The sequence below is a fragment of the Roseovarius dicentrarchi genome (assembly GCF_003316635.1).
GTDB classification, from domain to species: Bacteria; Pseudomonadota; Alphaproteobacteria; order Rhodobacterales; family Rhodobacteraceae; genus Roseovarius; species Roseovarius dicentrarchi.
The window spans coordinates 24,344-40,182 of the sequence record NZ_QNQP01000013.1; the positions used below are offsets into that span (position 1 = coordinate 24,344).

The window sequence follows — 15,839 nt, forward strand, 5'->3', positions numbered from 1 at the left end:
CATGACCCTATTGCTACGCGCTAAATGCGAACATATAGTGAACGCATGACGAAGCAAACACTCGACCAGAAGCTGGCGATTCTCAGCGATGCGGCCAAATATGATGCGTCCTGCGCGTCATCGGGCGGTACGAAACGGAATGCGCGGGGCGGCGGGCTTGGCTCCAACACCGGAAGCGGGATTTGCCACAGCTACGCGCCCGATGGCCGGTGCATCAGTCTGCTGAAGATCCTGATGACGAATTTCTGCATCTACGATTGCAGCTATTGCATCAATCGCGTGTCGTCGAACGTGCCGCGCGCGCGGTTTTCGGTGGATGAGGTGGTGAAGCTGACGATCGAGTTCTACCGTCGCAATTATATCGAGGGCTTGTTCCTATCCTCCGGCGTTATCCGGTCGCCGGATGCCACGATGTCGGACATGGTTCAGATCGCCCGAAAACTGCGCCACGAGGAGCATTTCAAAGGTTATATCCACCTGAAAACCATCCCCGACGCCGCGCCGGAACTGATTGCCGAGGCGGGGCTGCTGTCGGACCGGTTGTCGATCAATGTGGAACTGCCCACCGATGCCGCGCTCAGCACTTTCGCGCCGGAAAAGAACCCCGGCCAGATCCGCCGCGCCATGGCCGATGTGCGCGAACGGCGCGAGGTGGCCAAGGACCGCAGCCATTCAGGCAAAAGGCCGCCGAAATTTGCCCCTGCCGGGCAATCGACGCAAGTGATTATTGGCGCGGATGCGTCCACCGACACCGCCGTTCTGACCCAATCGACGCGGCTCTATTCAAGCTACGGCTTGCGCCGGGTATATTATTCGGCGTTCTCGCCCATTCCCGATGCGTCGGCGAAATTGCCGCTCATCAGCCCGCCTTTGCAGCGCGAACATCGGCTGTATCAGGCCGATTGGCTGCTGCGGTTCTATGGCTTTGACGTGGATGAGATTACGTCGGTGACGCCCGATGGCAATCTGGCGCTGGATATCGACCCGAAGCTGGCCTGGGCGCTACAACATCGCGGTCTGTTTCCGCTGGATGTGAACCGCGCCAGTCGCGAGTTGCTGCTGCGTGTTCCGGGCTTTGGCGTGAAAACGGTGAACCGCATTCTGACCACGCGCCGACACCGCCATTTGAGGTATGAGGATATCACGCGCATGGGCGCGTCCATGAAAAAAGCGGGCGCGTTCGTGACCGCAGGCGGCTGGACGCCCGGCAGTCTGACGGACAGCGCCCATTTGCGCGCGCGGTTTGCGCCGCCGCCTGAACAGATGACCCTGTTCTGATGCAGCATGTCACGGTGCCGATGATCGGGGCGGCGGGCGCGTGGCGCGATGCGGCGCGCGGATTGCTGGCGGCCAACGTGGCGCCCTGCGATGTGTTATGGAATGCCCAAGGGCAGGGTGGCGCGCCGGATTTGTTCGCGGCAGACACGCCGCCGCTTGTGGGCACAGCGCCGGTGACGGTGCCGCGCGGCTTTGTGGAGTTGGCCAATTCGGCCGTGTTTCACTCGGATCCGCAGCGGTTTGCGCGGCTTTATGCGTTTTTGTGGCGGCTGCGGGATGCGCCGCACCTTATGTCGGACCGCGCCGATCCTGAACTGGCCAAGTTGCGGCAGATGGAAAAGGCGGTGCATCGCTGCCGTCACAAGATGCGCGCGTTTGTCCGGTTCCGCGAGATCGGCGATCCGGCAGCGCCGCGTCGCAGCTTTGCCGCGTGGTTCGAGCCGACGCATTATACGCTGGAGATGAACACACCGTTTTTCCGGGACCGCTTTGCGGATATGGATTGGCGGATCGTGACGCCGGATGTGACCGCGATTTTTGAGAAGGGCAAGGTCAGGCTGGAGGCGGGGCAGGCGGCACCGCACCTGCCAGAGGACGCCAGCGAGGAGCTATGGCTGACCTATTTTCGCAATATTTTCAATCCTGCGCGGTTGAAAGTGAATGCGATGACGTCCGAAATGCCGCGAAAATACTGGAAGAACCTGCGGGAGGCGGCGGCGATTCCCGGCCTGATCGCAGATGCGCCAGCGCGCGCGAGGGCGATGGCGGCAGCGGCGCCGACCCTGCCACCCTTGCGCGCGGCGGCGGCGCAGGCCGGGCTGGCGCGGCACGTGTCGGCATGGACGGATACGGGCGGCGGGCTGGAGGCGGATATTCGCGCCTGCACCCGCTGCGCGCTGCATTGCAATGCCACGCAAGCGGTGTGCGGCGAGGGGCCGGCGGATGCGGCGCTGATGATCGTGGGCGAGCAGCCCGGCGACCGGGAGGATCTGGTCGGTCGCCCCTTTGTCGGGCCTGCCGGACAGCTGTTTGACACGCTGGCGGCAGAGGCCGGGCTGGACCGCGGCGCCGCCTATGTGACCAACGCGGTCAAGCATTTCAAGCACATCCCGCGCGGTCGCAAACGCATCCACCAGCGCCCGGATGCGGGCGAGGTCCAGCAGTGCAAATGGTGGCTGGACGCCGAAATTGCCCGGTCCAAACCGCGGCTGATCGTTGCCATGGGCGCCACGGCGGCCCTGTCGTTGACCGGGTCGGGCGCCCGCATCACGGCCCGGCGCGGCAGTGTGGAGCGCGGCAGCGCGGGCATCGACGTGCTGATCACATTGCACCCGTCATATTTGCTGCGCCTGCCCGATGCGGCGGCAAAGGCGCGCGCGACAGCGGATTTACGCGCCGATCTGGCGCTGACGGTGCAGATATCCACTAACGCGCGGGGCGGCCCATCTGCCACGCCTCGGTGACGGTGGCGTAATCGGCATATCCCATCCGCGCGATGGGCCGCGCCGCCACTGTGTCAAAGCGGCCGTCTGTGATGTACTCGTCGCGGATATGGGTCTGAACGACTTCGCCGATGACCAAAAACCGGTCCAGCAAGGTGCCGTGCCGGTCGCTGAGCTGGCGCACGTCAAGCGTCACGCATTCCAGCGCGGCAGGGCTGGCGGCGACAAACGGCGTCCGGATCACGGCGGGCGCGCCTTGCTCAAGATCGGCCAGCTCGAATTCGTTCACGCCAGAGGGTTCGGGGGCGGATGTGATGTTCATCTGCGGCGCAAGCGACTCGGTCGCCAGGGAAAATGTGAACTCGCCGCGTTCGCGCGCGTAGGTGGCCGAATGCTTGGCCCCTTCGCTGGAGAACATGACCATCTCGGGGTCTGATCCGATGCCGTTGAAAAAGGAGTAGGGCGCCAGGTTGGCCTGCCCGCCGGGATCGAGCGTTCCGATCCAGCCGATGGGGCGCGGTGTGACGATCGCCTTGAACGGGTTGTATTTCAGCGTCTCGGGCCGCGTGTCGCCGTAATGCATGGGGACTTCCTTTGGTCAGGGGCTGTGGTTTGCGTTCATCTAGGGTGGCGGCGCGGCCGTGTCGAGCGGTGGGGCGGTCAAGGCATCGCCGGGCTGTGTGGCGGGCGGCGGGATCTTGGGTATTTTGACCAAGAAAAAAAATGGGTGCGCGCCGGTTATTGCGGGGGGCCGCCCAGCCGATCCCCGAGGCAAGTGATACCGGTTGCGGTGACTGCGATCAACGCGCCGGGCCAAAGCGCCCGGCCGGGATAGGTGCCCAGATGCGGCGTGCCCTCGTAGATCAGGCGCCCCCAGCTGGGCAGATCGGGAGGAAAGCCCAGCCCCAGAAAGCTGAGCGCGCTTTCCATCAAAATGGCGGCGGCCGCAGCCTGCGCGGCCGAGACGCCGAGCGGGGCCGAGATGTTGGGCAGGATATGGAAGAAGGCGATGCGCGACGGGCCGATCCCGGCCAGACGTGCGGCGGCGATAAAGTCGCGCTTCATCACGGCGCGCACCTCGGCGCGCAGGATACGGGCCGTTGCCATCCAGTTGGTCGCGCCGATGGACAGGGTGATCAATGCGAATATGCCCGCCTCTGGGCCGAAGATTGCGGCAAGGGGCGCGCGAAGCACGGTTGCGGCGATCAGCAGCAGGGGCAGGAGCGGCAGCGACAGGAAGATGTCCGTCAGCCGCATCAAGGGCGCATCAAGTGCGCGGGACATACCCGCAGCCAGCCCGATGGCCAGCCCCAGCCCGGTGCCGACAAGCGCGGCCACCAGCGCCACAGCCAGCGAGATGCGCCCCCCGGCCAGCAGCCGCGCGGCCAGATCGCGGCCCAGCTGATCTGTGCCGAGTGGATGGGCAAGGCTGGCGGGCGCGTTGCGCGCGCCGAGGTCCATGGCGGTGTGCGGCACGGGCCATATCAGCGGCCCGAGGAGCACGAGCGCAATGGTGCCGCCCAGAAGCATGACGCCCAGAGTGTGACGGCGCGCGTTATCCATGATCGGGCCGTGGGTCAATGCGTGCGATCAGCAGATCGGCGGCCAGATTGGCCAGCACGATCAGCACGGCAATCAGCATGGTCACGGTCTGCACGACGGGCAAATCGCCGACGTGAAGCGATTGGATCAGCAGCTGACCGATACCGTTCACGCCAAAGATCTGCTCGGTGATGATGGCGCCGGCGAAAACCTGCGGTGCGCCCAATGCGATCACGGTCAGCGTTGCGACCCATGAGTTGCGCAGGGCATGGCGCAGAAGCACGCGCCGCTGGGTCAGCCCTTTGGCGCGGGCTGTGCGGATATAATTCTGGCCCAGCGCCTCCAGCATCGCGGCGCGGGTGTAGCGGGTGATCTGGGCCGTGGTCTGCAAGGACAGTACGGCGACGGGCAGGATTATCTGCCGGAGTTGCACGGCTGCGCTGTCCCATCCGGTGACGCGGTGCGTGGTGTCGTACACCGTCGGCACCCATCCCAGCCAGATTGCAAAGACGTAGATCAGCACAGCGGCGGTGAAATAGGGCGGCAGGCCATAGCCCATCGCCGCAACCGCCGTGCCGGCACGGTCCAGCGCGGTCCCCTGCCGCGCGGCAGACCAGACCCCGAGCGCGACGGCGGCCAAGGTGCCGATGAGATATGCCAGGCCCACCACCGCCAGCGTCTGCGGCAGGCGCTGCGCGATCAGCGACATCACCGGCGCGCGGGTTTGCCAGCTGAGGATGCGCGGCGCCCCTTCGGCCAGATCGGTGCCCAGCAGCCTGTCCAGCGCAACCGATGGCTCGACCACCAGCATCTGGCGCAGCCAGAGCGCGTAGCGGACCGGCCCGCTTTGATCCAGCCCAAGGGCGGCGGCCATATCCGCACGTACCTCGGCGGGGATGCTGTCGGGCAGTTGGGCCATAGGATCGCCCGGTGCAAGCTCCAGCAACGCAAAGATCAGCGCCGAGATCACCAGAAGCGTCGGCAGCGTCATGGCAAGGCGGCGAAGGGCTGATGCGCGCATGGGGTGGCCTATGGCAAGGTGTGGGGCAGGTGGCCGGGCAGTGTCTGGTGCGGGGCGGGGGCCGTCAAGTGGCGCTGGCCTAGCGGGGCGCCCGTCGCCAGTCTGCGATGTTCCACAGCTCGCTGTCCCAGGCGTTCATCCGCACGCCTTCCAGTGTGTTTGCGTGCGCGGACACGCGGCCACGATCCACCAGCGGCACGACCACATAGTTTTGCACCAGCATGTCATTCAGCGTGCGCGCCAGCGCCGCGCGATCCTCGGGTGCAGAGGTGGCTGACAGGCGGTCCAGCAGCGCGTCATAGGCCGGATCGCACCAGCCGCCGACATTGCGGCCCTGCCATCCGTTTCGCGCTGTCGGAATGTTGTCGCAGGACCAGCCGGACAGATACGCCTCGGGGTCGGTGCCGTCCGAGGCGCTGGCATACATCTGGATATGGGCATTGAACTGCTGAAGCGAGTCGCGATTGCCCGCGTCGGCGCTGAAAAACACCGATGAGTCGATGCTGTGCAGCTCTGTCGCAACGCCGATCTGGCGCCACCATTCCTTGGCCAGAAGTTGAAAATCCTGGCGCACAGCGTTTGTCGAGGTTTGAAACACAAATCGCAGCTCGCGCCCGTTCCGCCCGCGCACGCCGTCGCCGTTATCATCGGTCCAGCCTGCCTTCGTCAGAACCTCCCGCGCGCCGGGGATGTCCTGCGCCGCGCAGCCGTCATTTGCGCGCGATGCGTAGGCCGGCGGTCCGGGGACGATGTTACAGCTGACGCGGCCGGCCTCGCCATACCCGATCTGAACCATCAGATTGCGGTCCAGCGACATTGACAGCGCCCGCCGCACGGCAATGTCGGCCATGGCCGGGTGCGGGATCGGGCTGGGCCCCGCCGTGGATGAGCCGCGCGGGGCCGACTCCCGCAGGTTAAGGGCCATCCGTTCCACCAGTGTCGAAAATGCGGTGACGACGCGCCCCCGCCCCTTGGCGGCCATGGCATTCAGCACATCGGGGCCAAGTTGCAGGTTCCACGCATAGTCAAATTCGCCGGTTTCCAGCACCGCCCGGCCAGCGGTGATGGCGCTGCCGCCGCCCTTGAGCAGGACAGTGGCAAAGGCGGGCGCATCCGGCACGCGGTAGGCCGGGTTCGCCTCGAACCTTGCGGCGTCGCCGGGGCGGAACGCCACCGCGCGGAAGGGGCCGGTGCCGATGGGCGCAAAATTGGCTTCGGTGCAGGCGGCTGCGGCGGGGCCGAGGCAGTCTGCGAATTGTGCGGCTTGCAAAACCGGCGTCTGGGCGCCGACGAACGGGCCGTAGGGGAAGGGCTTGGGCGCTGCAAAGCGCAGCACCGCCGTCAGCGGGTCCGGGGTGTCCACGGCCACCACGTCGCGAAACTTGGCCTGCTGGGCGCAGCCGCTGCCGGGGGCCATGCAATAGGTTACGGTGAATTTGACATCCTGCGACGTAACGGCGCTGCCGTCTGACCATTCAAGCCCCGGTTTCAGCCGCCAGGTAATGCTGCGCATGTCGTCTGCGATGCCGCCATTGTCCTGCGATGGAATTTCACGCGCAAGCCAAGGCACCATGCGGCCATCGGGATCCAGCCGTGCCAGAGGCTCAAGGATCAGGCTGGCAGCCTCTACATCCTTGATTCCGCCGGACAGATAGGGGTTCAGCGTTGAGGGCGCCTGCCAGTAATATAGCCGAAGCAGGCCGTCCGATCCGCGCCCGGCATGCCCATCCGCCGCAAAAAGTGGCACAGGCATGCACAGCGATATCGCCGCTGCGATCAATCTGGCAAACATGGCCATCCTCCGGTGTCAGGGCGGGATCGATGGGAATGACAGCAGCCTCAAATCGGACCACCTGCGGCAAGTTGGCATAAAACGATCAGGATATTCCAGACCAGCCGCGGCCAATTTCTCAATAAAGATGTTAAAATGCGCAAATAATTTACCATAATTAAGCGGGCTCCCGTCATGCGCGAGCGGGTGGACTGGAGTGCACCACAAAGGCGCCCTTTACCTGCATCGCCCTAAAGGTCATTCTGCGATCATGCCGCCCAAGGAGGACCGTGCCATGCCAACGAAAAACCGCTTTGCCCAGACACACGACGCGATCACCGCGTGGCGCCGCGATATCCATGCCCATCCCGAACTGATGTTTGACACGCACCGCACCAGCGCGCTGGTGGCGGAAAAGCTGCGCGCGTTTGGCTGCGACGAGGTGGTGACAGGCATCGGCCGGACCGGTGTTGTCGGCGTGATCCGGGGGCGGCGCTGCGGCTCGGGCAAGGTGATCGCCCTGCGCGCGGACATGGACGCGCTGCCGATCCTTGAGGCGACGGGCGCGCCCTATGCCAGCACGGTGCCGGGCGCGATGCATGCCTGTGGCCACGATGGGCATACCGCCATGCTGCTGGGCGCGGCGCAATATATTGCCGAAACGCGTAATTTCGACGGGACGGCCGTGGTCATATTTCAGCCCGCCGAAGAGGGTGGCGGCGGCGCCAAGGTCATGTGCGATGACGGTCTGATGCAGCGGTTCGGCATTCAGGAGGTGTACGGCCTGCACAACTGGCCCGGCCTGCCTGTGGGCAGTTTTGCAATCCGGCCCGGCCCGTTTTTCGCCGCGACGGACGAGTTTCAGATCAGCGTTCAAGGCAGCGGCGGCCATGCGGCCAAACCGCATGAGGGCGTCGATCCGGTCGTCATGGCGGCGCAGCTGATCACAGCCATCCAGACAATTTCCAGCCGCAACGCGGATCCGACCGAACAGCTGGTGGTCTCGGTCACGTCGATCGAATCCTCCAGCACGGCGATGAATGTCATTCCGGGCAGTGTGCATCTCAAAGGTACGATTCGCACGCTGAAGCCTGCCATGCGCGATCTGGCGGAAACGCGGCTGCGCGCGCTGTGCATCCATCTGGGCGCCGCGATGGGCGGCAGCGCGGAGCTGGAGTATCAGCGCAATTACCCGGTCATGGTCAATCATGTCGAGCAGACCGAATTTGCCGCAGATGCCGCCCGCGCGGTCAGCGGCGATTGCGCCGACGCGCCGCTGGTCATGGGCGGCGAGGATTTCGCGTATATGCTGGAGGAACGGCCCGGCGCCTATATCCTGCTCGGCAACGGCGACACGGCCCCGGTGCATAACGCCGAATATGATTTTGACGATTCCATCATCCCCAGCGGGTGCAGTTGGTGGGCGGAGCTGGTCGAACGGCGCATGCCGGTGTAACGCCTGCGGCGCGCGGGCCGAGAAAATTCGCGAATTTTCTCAGGCGCCCGCCCACAGGGCGTCATACACGGCGCCGATGCCGTCTGCTTCGGCCTCGACGCTGAACTGGGCAGTGGCCGCGGCGCGCGCAGCATCGGCCATGGCCGCATGACGATGCGGATCGCTCAGCAGCGCCGCGAGCGCCTCCGCCGCTTCCACGGCATCCCTGATGATAACGCCGGTCGCGCCGCGCTGGCTGAACTGCCGGTAGTAGCCTGCATCGGTTGCAAAGAACGGCACGCCGCTGGCCATGCCTTCCAGCGGGGCCATGCCGTAGCCCTCATAGCGCGGCATCTGAACCACGGCGGACAGGCCGCGCAGCAATGCGGGCAGGGCGGCGGGCGCGATTTCGCCGGGAAACAGGATGCGCCCTGACAGGCCGGCGGCAGCGATCTGATCCTTAAGCCCTTGCAGGAACGCGGCGTCGCTGCGCCCTGCGCGCCCCAGCACCAGCGCGGTCACGTCCGGCTGGTCCGGCAAAAGCCGCAGCATCGCCTCGACAAAGCGGTCGGTGCCTTTCTCGGGCCTTATGCGGCCAATCGTGGCGATGCCGCGCGCGCCGGGGTATCCGGTGCCGCCCCATGCCACTGACCGGTCGGGCGCGGGCGCAAAGGATGCGCAATCGACGCCGTGGGGCACCACCGCCCGCACGTGCGGCACGAATTCTGCCGCGCGTTCGGTCGTGGCGACCACCGCATCCATGCGCGAGATCAGCCAGCGCGGCAAGGCCGAGTGTCGCCGCTGCGCCGCCGAGGTGAACACGATCCGCACAGGCAGGCGCAGCACATCGCGCGCCCACAGCGCGGCGCGCATTTCGGTGTTGCGCCGCACATGCCAGATCACAAAGGGCCGCCCATTCGAGGGCTGGCGCGACCGACGGCGCGCCTCATCCTTGCTGATCGGTATGGGGCAACCCGGCAGCGGCTGGCCGGCCAGCGCCAGATCATAGCGCGGCACCTGCGCGCGCAGAACCCCCGCCGCCGTTGCCGACACGCCGGTAAAATTCGGGTTGAAATTGGTCACGATAAGCTCGGTCACGGCAGCTGCTTTCGGCAAGGGGATCTGTGGCCGGGTCTACCCCAGCTTGAGCGCCGCGCAAAGTGTCGTGGACAGCTCGGCCAGCTGATCGTCCTGCGCATTGGCAAAGCCTAGCGCCGCCTGCCGCATCGCCTTCAGATCGTCGCCCGCGCCCAATAGTGTGCGGAGCGTATCCGCCAGCTGGTCCGCGTCCGCAACCTGCCGCGCCGCACCTGCCGCATCCATCTGCGCATAGGCCTGCGCAAAATTGACGTAAAGCGGGCCGTGCAGCACCGCCGTGCCGGCATGGGCAGCCTCATAGGGGTTATGCCCGCCGACCGGAACGAAAGACCCGGCAATGCAGGCAACCGGCGCCAGCGCGTACCACAGTCCCAGCTCGCCCAGCGTATCGGCCAGATATACCTGATCCTGCGCACCGGGCAGGGTGCCTGCGCTGCGGCGGGACTGCGTAAACCCTGCCGTTTTAATCATCTTCGCGATCTCCTCCGCCCGGTCGGGGTGGCGCGGCGCAAGGATCAGCAGCGCGTCGGGATGCGTCCGCAGCAGCGCCGCATGTGCATTCAGCGCCACCTCCTCCTCGCCCGGATGGGTGGAGGACATGGTCCAGACCGGACGCGCGCCGATCCGGTTTTGCAGCTCCACCAGTTGCACGGCGTCAAAGGCCAGCGGCCCTGCCATCGCCTTGAGGTTTGCGCCATGCCGGGCGTTGCTCGCGCCCAAATCGGCCAGGTGCGCCGCCGTGCGTGCGTCCTGACAATGGATCATGGCAAAAAGTCCCAGCAATGCCCGTGCCGTCCTGGGCATCCGGCCCCAACCGCGCGCCGAACGGTCGGAGATACGCGCATTCAGCAGTGCCAGCGGAATGCCGCGCCGCGCCGCCATCCGCAGCGTATTGGGCCATAGCTCGGATTCGACGAACACCGCCGCATCAGGATGCCAGTGGGTAAAAAACCGGCGCAGATAGGCCGGGCTGTCCAGCGGTGCAAACTGATGAATGCAGCGCGGCGGCAGGCGCGTGGCCAGCATCTGCGCCGATGTGGCCGTGCCGGAGGTCAGAAGGAAATTCAGCCTCGGATCGCACGCGCCCATATGCGCAATCAGGCGCAGCACGGACAGGCTTTCGCCCACGCTGGCCGCGTGCAGCCACATCAGCGGGCCATCCGGGCGCGGCACCGTGGCCCGCCCCAGACGCTCACGAATGCGCGCAGGATCGGTGCCATGCGCCGCCAGTTTGCGCCGCACACCCCGGTAGGCCAGTGGCGCTGCGACGCGCGCAGCAGCACCATAGGCCCGCAACAGCAGCGTGGACCCGCCCGGCCGGTGCGCCACGCGCTTAGCCGCCTGTGTGGCTCATGTGGCGGGGCATCTTGCCGTCCACCGTCTGGCGCGAATAGTCGAAATCGTGGCCCTTGGGTTTGCGCGCGATTGCAGCGCGGATCGCATCCTGCAAAGGTGCGATATCTTGCGGGTGGTTGCGCAGCGGCGGGCGCAGATCGGCCATATCTTCCTGCCCGAGGCACATGTACAGCTCGCCCGTGCAGGTCAGGCGCACGCGGTTGCAGCTTTCGCAGAAATTATGTGTCAGCGGCGTGATGAATCCAATCTTCTGGCCCGTCTCCTCCAGCCGGACATAGCGGGCGGGGCCGCCGGTGCGTTCGGGGATATCGGTGACGGTGTAATGCTCCGCCAGGCGGGCGCGCAAATCCTTCAAGGGCCAATATTGGCCCAGACGGTCCTCGTTCCCGATATCGCCCATCGGCATGACTTCGATCCATGTCAGATCCATGTCGCGGCTGGCGCACCATTCGGTGATCGAAATCAGCTCGTCCTCGTTGAAGCCCTTCAGCGCGACCGCGTTGATTTTTATCCGAAGCCCCGCGCGCTGCGCCGCGTCGATGCCGCGCAGGACCTGGGGCAGTCGGCCCCAGCGGGTGATGGCCGCAAATTTTTCTTCGTCGGCGGTGTCCATCGACACGTTGATGCGCCGCACACCGGCCGCATACAGGTCATCCGCGTATTTCTCCAACTGCGATCCGTTGGTCGTCAGCGTCAGCTCGCGCAGCGCGCCGCTGTCCAGATGGCGCGTCATCGACTGGAAAAACGACATGATCCCGCGCCGCACCAAAGGCTCCCCACCGGTGATGCGCAGTTTTTGCACGCCAAGGCCGACAAAGGCGCTGCACATGCGGTCCAGCTCCTCCAGCGTCAGCAATTCCTTCTTGGGAAGGAATGTCATGTTCTCGGACATGCAATAAACACAGCGAAAATCGCAGCGGTCGGTAACCGACACGCGCAGATAATCGATGGCACGGTGAAACGGATCTATAAGAGGCTCTGTCATGCCCGCAAAGGTAAGGTGCCGCGCCCCTTGGGGCAAGCTGTTTCGGCACGTTCACGCCATCAGCCGCCCCGATGCCGACAGGCTGGTGCAAGCGGTGTTGTGCGCGGTGAATTGTCGTCATAGGCTGAGCGGATGAAGCATATTACCCTTATCGCGCCGCTGTTGATCGTGGCAGGATGCGCAAACGCGCCGGACTGGCTGACACCGCGGCAGAACGCCGCGCCGGATGTGCAGGCCCCCGCGGCCGAACCGGCGCCCAGCACTGTTGCCGCGATCAAGCCGCCGCAAACGGCCCGCACGGTGACCGAATTCGACACAACGACCGCCGCGGACAAGGCAGCGGCCGCCGCCCCGGCAGCGGGCGGCAGGGATCTGGGCTTGACGATCGCAAGTCTGGGCGCGGCGGGCGAGCCGGGATTCTGGCTGAAAACGCCGCTTGTATCGGCGCCGGGTCCGGGGCGGGTGGTGTATCCTGCGAATGGCAAGTCGGTGAAGGTCGATCTGATCCCGATCACAGGCGAGGCGGGGGCAGGCAGCCGGATGTCCCTTGCCGCGCTGCGTGTGATTGACGCGCCGCTGACGGGCCTGCCTGAGTTGCGCGTATTCTCCCTGGATTAACGCATCGCTTTGACGGTGCTGCGTAACGTTTTGATTTATCAGATCATTCAACGGTCACGGATTTGGCCAAATTGCGCGGCTGATCGACATCTGTCCCTTTGGTGACAGCGGTATGGTAGGCCAGAAACTGGACCGGCAGCGCATAGAGGATGGGTGTCAGATCAAAATCAATATCGGGCAGGATGATTGTCTGCCACACGCCTTCCGACGCTGAGGTGGCGCCGGACTGATCGGTTATCAGGATCACCTTGCCGCCGCGGGCCATCACCTCTTGCATGTTCGATACCGTCTTGTCGAACAGCGCATCGCGCGGGGCCATCACCACCACGGGCATTTTTTCATCAATCAGCGCAATGGGGCCGTGCTTCAGCTCACCCGAAGCATAAGCTTCGGCGTGTATATAGCTGATTTCCTTGAGTTTAAGCGCACCCTCCAAGGCGATCGGAAACATCAGCCCGCGCCCCAGGAACAGTGCATCACGCGACTCTGCTAGGCGCTGGGATATGCTGCGCACGTGGTCCTCAATGCTCATGGCCTGATTGAAGATCGCTGGCAGGCCGCGCACTGCGGTCAGCTTTTCCTGCAATGTCTGGCTGCTGATCCGGCCTCTGGCATGGGCCGCCTTGAGCGCCAGAAGCAGCAGCACAGTCAGCTGGCAGGTAAACGCCTTGGTCGATGCGACGCCGATTTCCGCACCCGCATAGATCGGCAGGGTCAGATCGCTTTCGCGCGCGATCGAGCTTTCGGGGACGTTGGTGACCGACAGGATCGACTGCGCCTTGCCCGCGCAGTAGCGCAGCGCGGCGAGCGTGTCTGCGGTTTCGCCCGACTGGCTGACAAAGAGCGCGGCTGTACCGTCGCTAATGGGGGGCGTGCGATAGCGGAATTCGGAGGCAAAATCGACCTCGACAGGCAGGCCGGCCAACTGCTCGAACCAGTATTTTGCCGTCAGGCAGGCATAATACGCAGTGCCGCAGGATGCCATCGTAAGGCGGTTTATCTTTGTAAAGTCAATGCCTTCACCGGGAAGGTTGATGTCGCTGGCATCGGCTGCCACATAGGCGGCGATCGTCTCGCCGATGACGGTTGGCTGCTGGGCGATCTCCTTGGACATGAAGTGCTTGTGCCCGGCCTTGTCGATTAGGGCGGCGTCAACGCGAATGGTGCGCGGTGTGCGCACAACCGGGGTGCCGGCAGGGTCGGTGATGGTGATCGTGCTGCGGGTCAGGACGGCGCAATCGCCCTCTTCCAGATAGGTGACGCGGTTGGTCATCGGCGCCAGCGCGATGGCGTCCGAGCCGATATAGACCTCGCCGTCGCCGTGACCGATGGCCAGCGGGCTGCCCTTGCGGGCGGCGATCATCAGATCAGGCTCGTCCTCGAATAGGAAAGCCAGCGCATAGGCACCCTCCAGCCGGGCGACGGTGCGGCGCACAGCGTCTGCCGGCGTGGCGCCCTGGTCGATGTAGTGCTGCGCCAGCAGGGCGACGGTTTCGGTGTCCGTTTCGGTCTGGTGGGTGATGCCGGCCTGCGCCAGATCCGCGCGCAATTCGCGGTAGTTTTCGATGATACCGTTATGCACAACCGCGACGCGGCGGGTTTGATGCGGATGGGTGTTGGTCAGCGTCGGCGCGCCGTGGGTGGCCCAGCGTGTATGCCCGATGCCGGATTTGCCGGCCAGCGGCTGATGCACCAGAAGATCGCTGAGATTGACCAGCTTGCCGATGGCGCGGCGCCGTTCCAATGCGCCATCGTTGACAGTGGCGATACCCGCGCTGTCATAGCCGCGATACTCCAGCCGCTTCAGCGCCTCGACCAGCGTTGGGGCGACTTCGTGCTTGCCCAGTATTCCGACAATTCCGCACATCAGATGGCCTCTTTCTGGTTGTTTTCTTTGGACGATTTGAACAAGGCCATAAGCCGCCGGGCAAGGCCGGGTTTGACAACCTGCACAGCGCGCCCCAGCGCCAGCGCGCCATCGGGCACGTCCTGCGTGATGACCGAGCCGGAGCCTGTCATCGCTTCGGCGCCCACCGTTACGGGCGCGACCAGCATGGTGCCCGAGCCGACAAAGGCCCCCGCACCGATGCTGGTGCGGTGCTTGCGCACACCGTCGTAATTGCAGGTGACACTGCCCGCGCCCACGTTGCAGCCCGCGCCCAGATCGGCGTCGCCGATATAGGTCAGGTGGTTGACCTTGGCGCCAGTGTCCAGAAAGGCGTTCTTGATCTCGACGAAATTGCCGACGCGGGCATCCTCGGCCAGTTCGGCGCCGGGACGCAGGCGCGCATAGGGGCCAACGACAGCGCCGCGCGCCACATGGCAGCCCTCAAGGTGGGAAAACGCGCGGATATGCGCGCCGCTTTCGACGGTGACGCCGGGGCCGAAAACGACATTCTGTTCGATCAGCGCATCGCGGCCAAGAACCGTGTCAAATGAGAAATAGACGCTGTCGGGCGCGTAGAAGCCGACACCATCCTCGAAGGCGGCTTGGCGCATAGCGGTCTGAAACAGCGCTTCGGCGGCGGCCAGTTCGGCGCGGGAATTGACGCCCAGTGTCTCGGCCTCGTCGCAGGTGATGGCCGTGGCGGTCAGCCCCTTGGCGCGGGCGATTGCGATGATGTCGGTCAGATAATAATCGCCGGATGCGTTTTCATTGCCGACGGCGCTGATCAGATCGAACAGGGTGTCGCTGTCTGCTGCGATTACGCCGGAGTTACAAAGTGTTATCGCGCGCTCTTTATCTGTTGCATCCTTGAATTCCACAATCCGGTCCAGCGCATTGCCCTGCATGACCAGACGCCCGTAGCGGCCCGGATCGGCGGCATCAAAGCCAAGCACAACCAGATCATACTCCTTGCGGGCCGCGATCATACGCTCCAGCGTTTCGGGGCGAATGAAAGGGGTGTCGCCGTACAGCACGATCGCGTCGCCGTCATGCCCCTCCAGCGCCGTGCGGGCCTGGGCAACCGCATGTGCGGTGCCCAGCTGCTCGGTCTGGCGGGCGGTTTGGATCTCGGGGTCGTGCTCCAGCGCCGCGGCCTCGACCGCGTCGGCGCCGTGGCCGGTGACAACGCAGATCCGATCAGGCTCCAGCGTGGTTGCGGCGCGCAGGGCATGGACCAGCATCGGGGCGCCCGCAACGGGGTGCAGCACCTTGGGCAGGTCCGAATTCATGCGCGTGCCTTTGCCGGCGGCAAGCACGATCAGGGCGAGGGTCATAGACAAGATTTCCTTTGTATCCGGCTGTCGCCCGTTTTATCTGCTGGCCAGCTATGTGCAAGAGAGGTGGC

At 65.0% G+C, this 15,839-nt stretch carries 13 protein-coding genes; 4 read left to right on the top strand and 9 right to left on the bottom strand.

Annotated elements, in window-relative coordinates:
* Positions 1 to 45 precede the first annotated feature (45 nt).
* Both DQ230_RS10660 and DQ230_RS10665 read left to right on the top strand, forming a co-directional pair.
* On the top strand, positions 46 to 1,278 hold the full coding sequence (locus tag DQ230_RS10660; RefSeq protein WP_113912580.1) for a putative DNA modification/repair radical SAM protein: 1,233 nt from the start codon (positions 46 to 48) through the stop codon (positions 1,276 to 1,278).
* Positions 1,278 to 2,741: a UdgX family uracil-DNA binding protein gene (locus DQ230_RS10665; RefSeq protein WP_113912581.1), complete on the top strand. Its 1,464-nt coding sequence runs from the start codon at positions 1,278 to 1,280 to the stop codon at positions 2,739 to 2,741. The genes DQ230_RS10660 and DQ230_RS10665 overlap by 1 nt, the downstream gene beginning before the upstream one ends.
* On the opposite strand, the gene DQ230_RS10670 is transcribed toward DQ230_RS10665, so the two are convergent.
* From DQ230_RS10670 to DQ230_RS10685, 4 genes are all read right to left on the bottom strand, one after another.
* The gene (locus DQ230_RS10670) at positions 2,704 to 3,303 is read right to left on the bottom strand and encodes a flavin reductase family protein (protein WP_113912582.1); all 600 of its coding nucleotides are present in this window, start codon (positions 3,301 to 3,303) and stop codon (positions 2,704 to 2,706) included. The genes DQ230_RS10665 and DQ230_RS10670 overlap by 38 nt on opposite strands.
* Positions 3,304 to 3,458: 155 nt before the next feature.
* Positions 3,459 to 4,283: an ABC transporter permease gene (locus DQ230_RS10675; RefSeq protein ID WP_113912583.1), complete on the bottom strand. Its 825-nt coding sequence runs from the start codon at positions 4,281 to 4,283 to the stop codon at positions 3,459 to 3,461.
* Positions 4,276 to 5,283, bottom strand: coding sequence for an ABC transporter permease (locus tag DQ230_RS10680; RefSeq protein ID WP_113912584.1), 1,008 nt, complete (start codon positions 5,281 to 5,283; stop codon positions 4,276 to 4,278). Before DQ230_RS10680 ends, DQ230_RS10675 begins: the two co-directional genes overlap by 8 nt.
* A 79-nt stretch (positions 5,284 to 5,362) precedes the next feature.
* A complete protein-coding gene (locus tag DQ230_RS10685) occupies positions 5,363 to 7,075 on the bottom strand; it encodes a peptide ABC transporter substrate-binding protein (protein WP_338050512.1) in 1,713 nt (570 codons plus the stop codon).
* 274 nt (positions 7,076 to 7,349) lie between these two features.
* On the opposite strand from DQ230_RS10685, the gene DQ230_RS10690 reads away from it, so the two are divergent.
* The gene (locus tag DQ230_RS10690) at positions 7,350 to 8,510 is read left to right on the top strand and encodes a M20 aminoacylase family protein (protein ID WP_113912586.1); all 1,161 of its coding nucleotides are present in this window, start codon (positions 7,350 to 7,352) and stop codon (positions 8,508 to 8,510) included.
* 39 nt (positions 8,511 to 8,549) lie between these two features.
* Here the strand turns inward: DQ230_RS10690 and DQ230_RS10695 are convergent, their stop codons facing one another.
* From DQ230_RS10695 to moaA, 3 genes are read right to left on the bottom strand one after another with little or no spacing between them, the layout of a single operon-like run.
* Positions 8,550 to 9,587, bottom strand: coding sequence for a glycosyltransferase family 4 protein (locus tag DQ230_RS10695; protein ID WP_113912587.1), 1,038 nt, complete (start codon positions 9,585 to 9,587; stop codon positions 8,550 to 8,552).
* A 36-nt stretch (positions 9,588 to 9,623) separates the two neighbouring features.
* Entirely contained in the window at positions 9,624 to 10,916 is a 1,293-nt protein-coding gene (locus DQ230_RS10700) for a 3-deoxy-D-manno-octulosonic acid transferase (RefSeq protein WP_203228050.1), read from the bottom strand.
* A gap of 4 nt (positions 10,917 to 10,920) precedes the next feature.
* Positions 10,921 to 11,928, bottom strand: coding sequence for a GTP 3',8-cyclase MoaA (gene moaA / locus DQ230_RS10705; protein WP_113912588.1), 1,008 nt, complete (start codon positions 11,926 to 11,928; stop codon positions 10,921 to 10,923).
* Positions 11,929 to 12,060: 132 nt separating this feature from the next.
* Here moaA and DQ230_RS10710 point away from each other — a divergent pair, with 132 nt between their 5' ends.
* Entirely contained in the window at positions 12,061 to 12,546 is a 486-nt protein-coding gene (locus DQ230_RS10710) for a hypothetical protein (RefSeq protein ID WP_113912589.1), read from the top strand.
* A gap of 43 nt (positions 12,547 to 12,589) precedes the next feature.
* Here DQ230_RS10710 and glmS read toward each other — a convergent pair whose 3' ends face one another.
* Both glmS and glmU read right to left on the bottom strand, forming a co-directional pair.
* Positions 12,590 to 14,413, bottom strand: coding sequence for a glutamine--fructose-6-phosphate transaminase (isomerizing) (gene glmS, locus DQ230_RS10715; RefSeq protein WP_113912590.1), 1,824 nt, complete (start codon positions 14,411 to 14,413; stop codon positions 12,590 to 12,592).
* Complete coding sequence (glmU, locus tag DQ230_RS10720) at positions 14,413 to 15,768, bottom strand: bifunctional UDP-N-acetylglucosamine diphosphorylase/glucosamine-1-phosphate N-acetyltransferase GlmU (RefSeq protein WP_113912591.1); 1,356 nt, start codon at positions 15,766 to 15,768, stop codon at positions 14,413 to 14,415. Before glmU ends, glmS begins: the two co-directional genes overlap by 1 nt.
* Positions 15,769 to 15,839 lie beyond the last annotated feature (71 nt).

Coding starts and splice junctions, on each gene's coding strand:
- DQ230_RS10660 (WP_113912580.1), top strand. CDS start 46: ATGACGAAGCAAACACTCGACCAGAAGCTGGCGATTCTCAGCGATGCG.
- DQ230_RS10665 (WP_113912581.1), top strand. CDS start 1,278: ATGCAGCATGTCACGGTGCCGATGATCGGGGCGGCGGGCGCGTGGCGC.
- DQ230_RS10670 (WP_113912582.1), bottom strand. CDS start 3,303: ATGCATTACGGCGACACGCGGCCCGAGACGCTGAAATACAACCCGTTC.
- DQ230_RS10675 (WP_113912583.1), bottom strand. CDS start 4,283: ATGGATAACGCGCGCCGTCACACTCTGGGCGTCATGCTTCTGGGCGGC.
- DQ230_RS10680 (WP_113912584.1), bottom strand. CDS start 5,283: ATGCGCGCATCAGCCCTTCGCCGCCTTGCCATGACGCTGCCGACGCTT.
- DQ230_RS10685 (WP_338050512.1), bottom strand. CDS start 7,075: ATGTTTGCCAGATTGATCGCAGCGGCGATATCGCTGTGCATGCCTGTG.
- DQ230_RS10690 (WP_113912586.1), top strand. CDS start 7,350: ATGCCAACGAAAAACCGCTTTGCCCAGACACACGACGCGATCACCGCG.
- moaA (WP_113912588.1), bottom strand. CDS start 11,928: ATGACAGAGCCTCTTATAGATCCGTTTCACCGTGCCATCGATTATCTG.
- DQ230_RS10710 (WP_113912589.1), top strand. CDS start 12,061: ATGAAGCATATTACCCTTATCGCGCCGCTGTTGATCGTGGCAGGATGC.
- glmS (WP_113912590.1), bottom strand. CDS start 14,413: ATGTGCGGAATTGTCGGAATACTGGGCAAGCACGAAGTCGCCCCAACG.
- glmU (WP_113912591.1), bottom strand. CDS start 15,768: ATGACCCTCGCCCTGATCGTGCTTGCCGCCGGCAAAGGCACGCGCATG.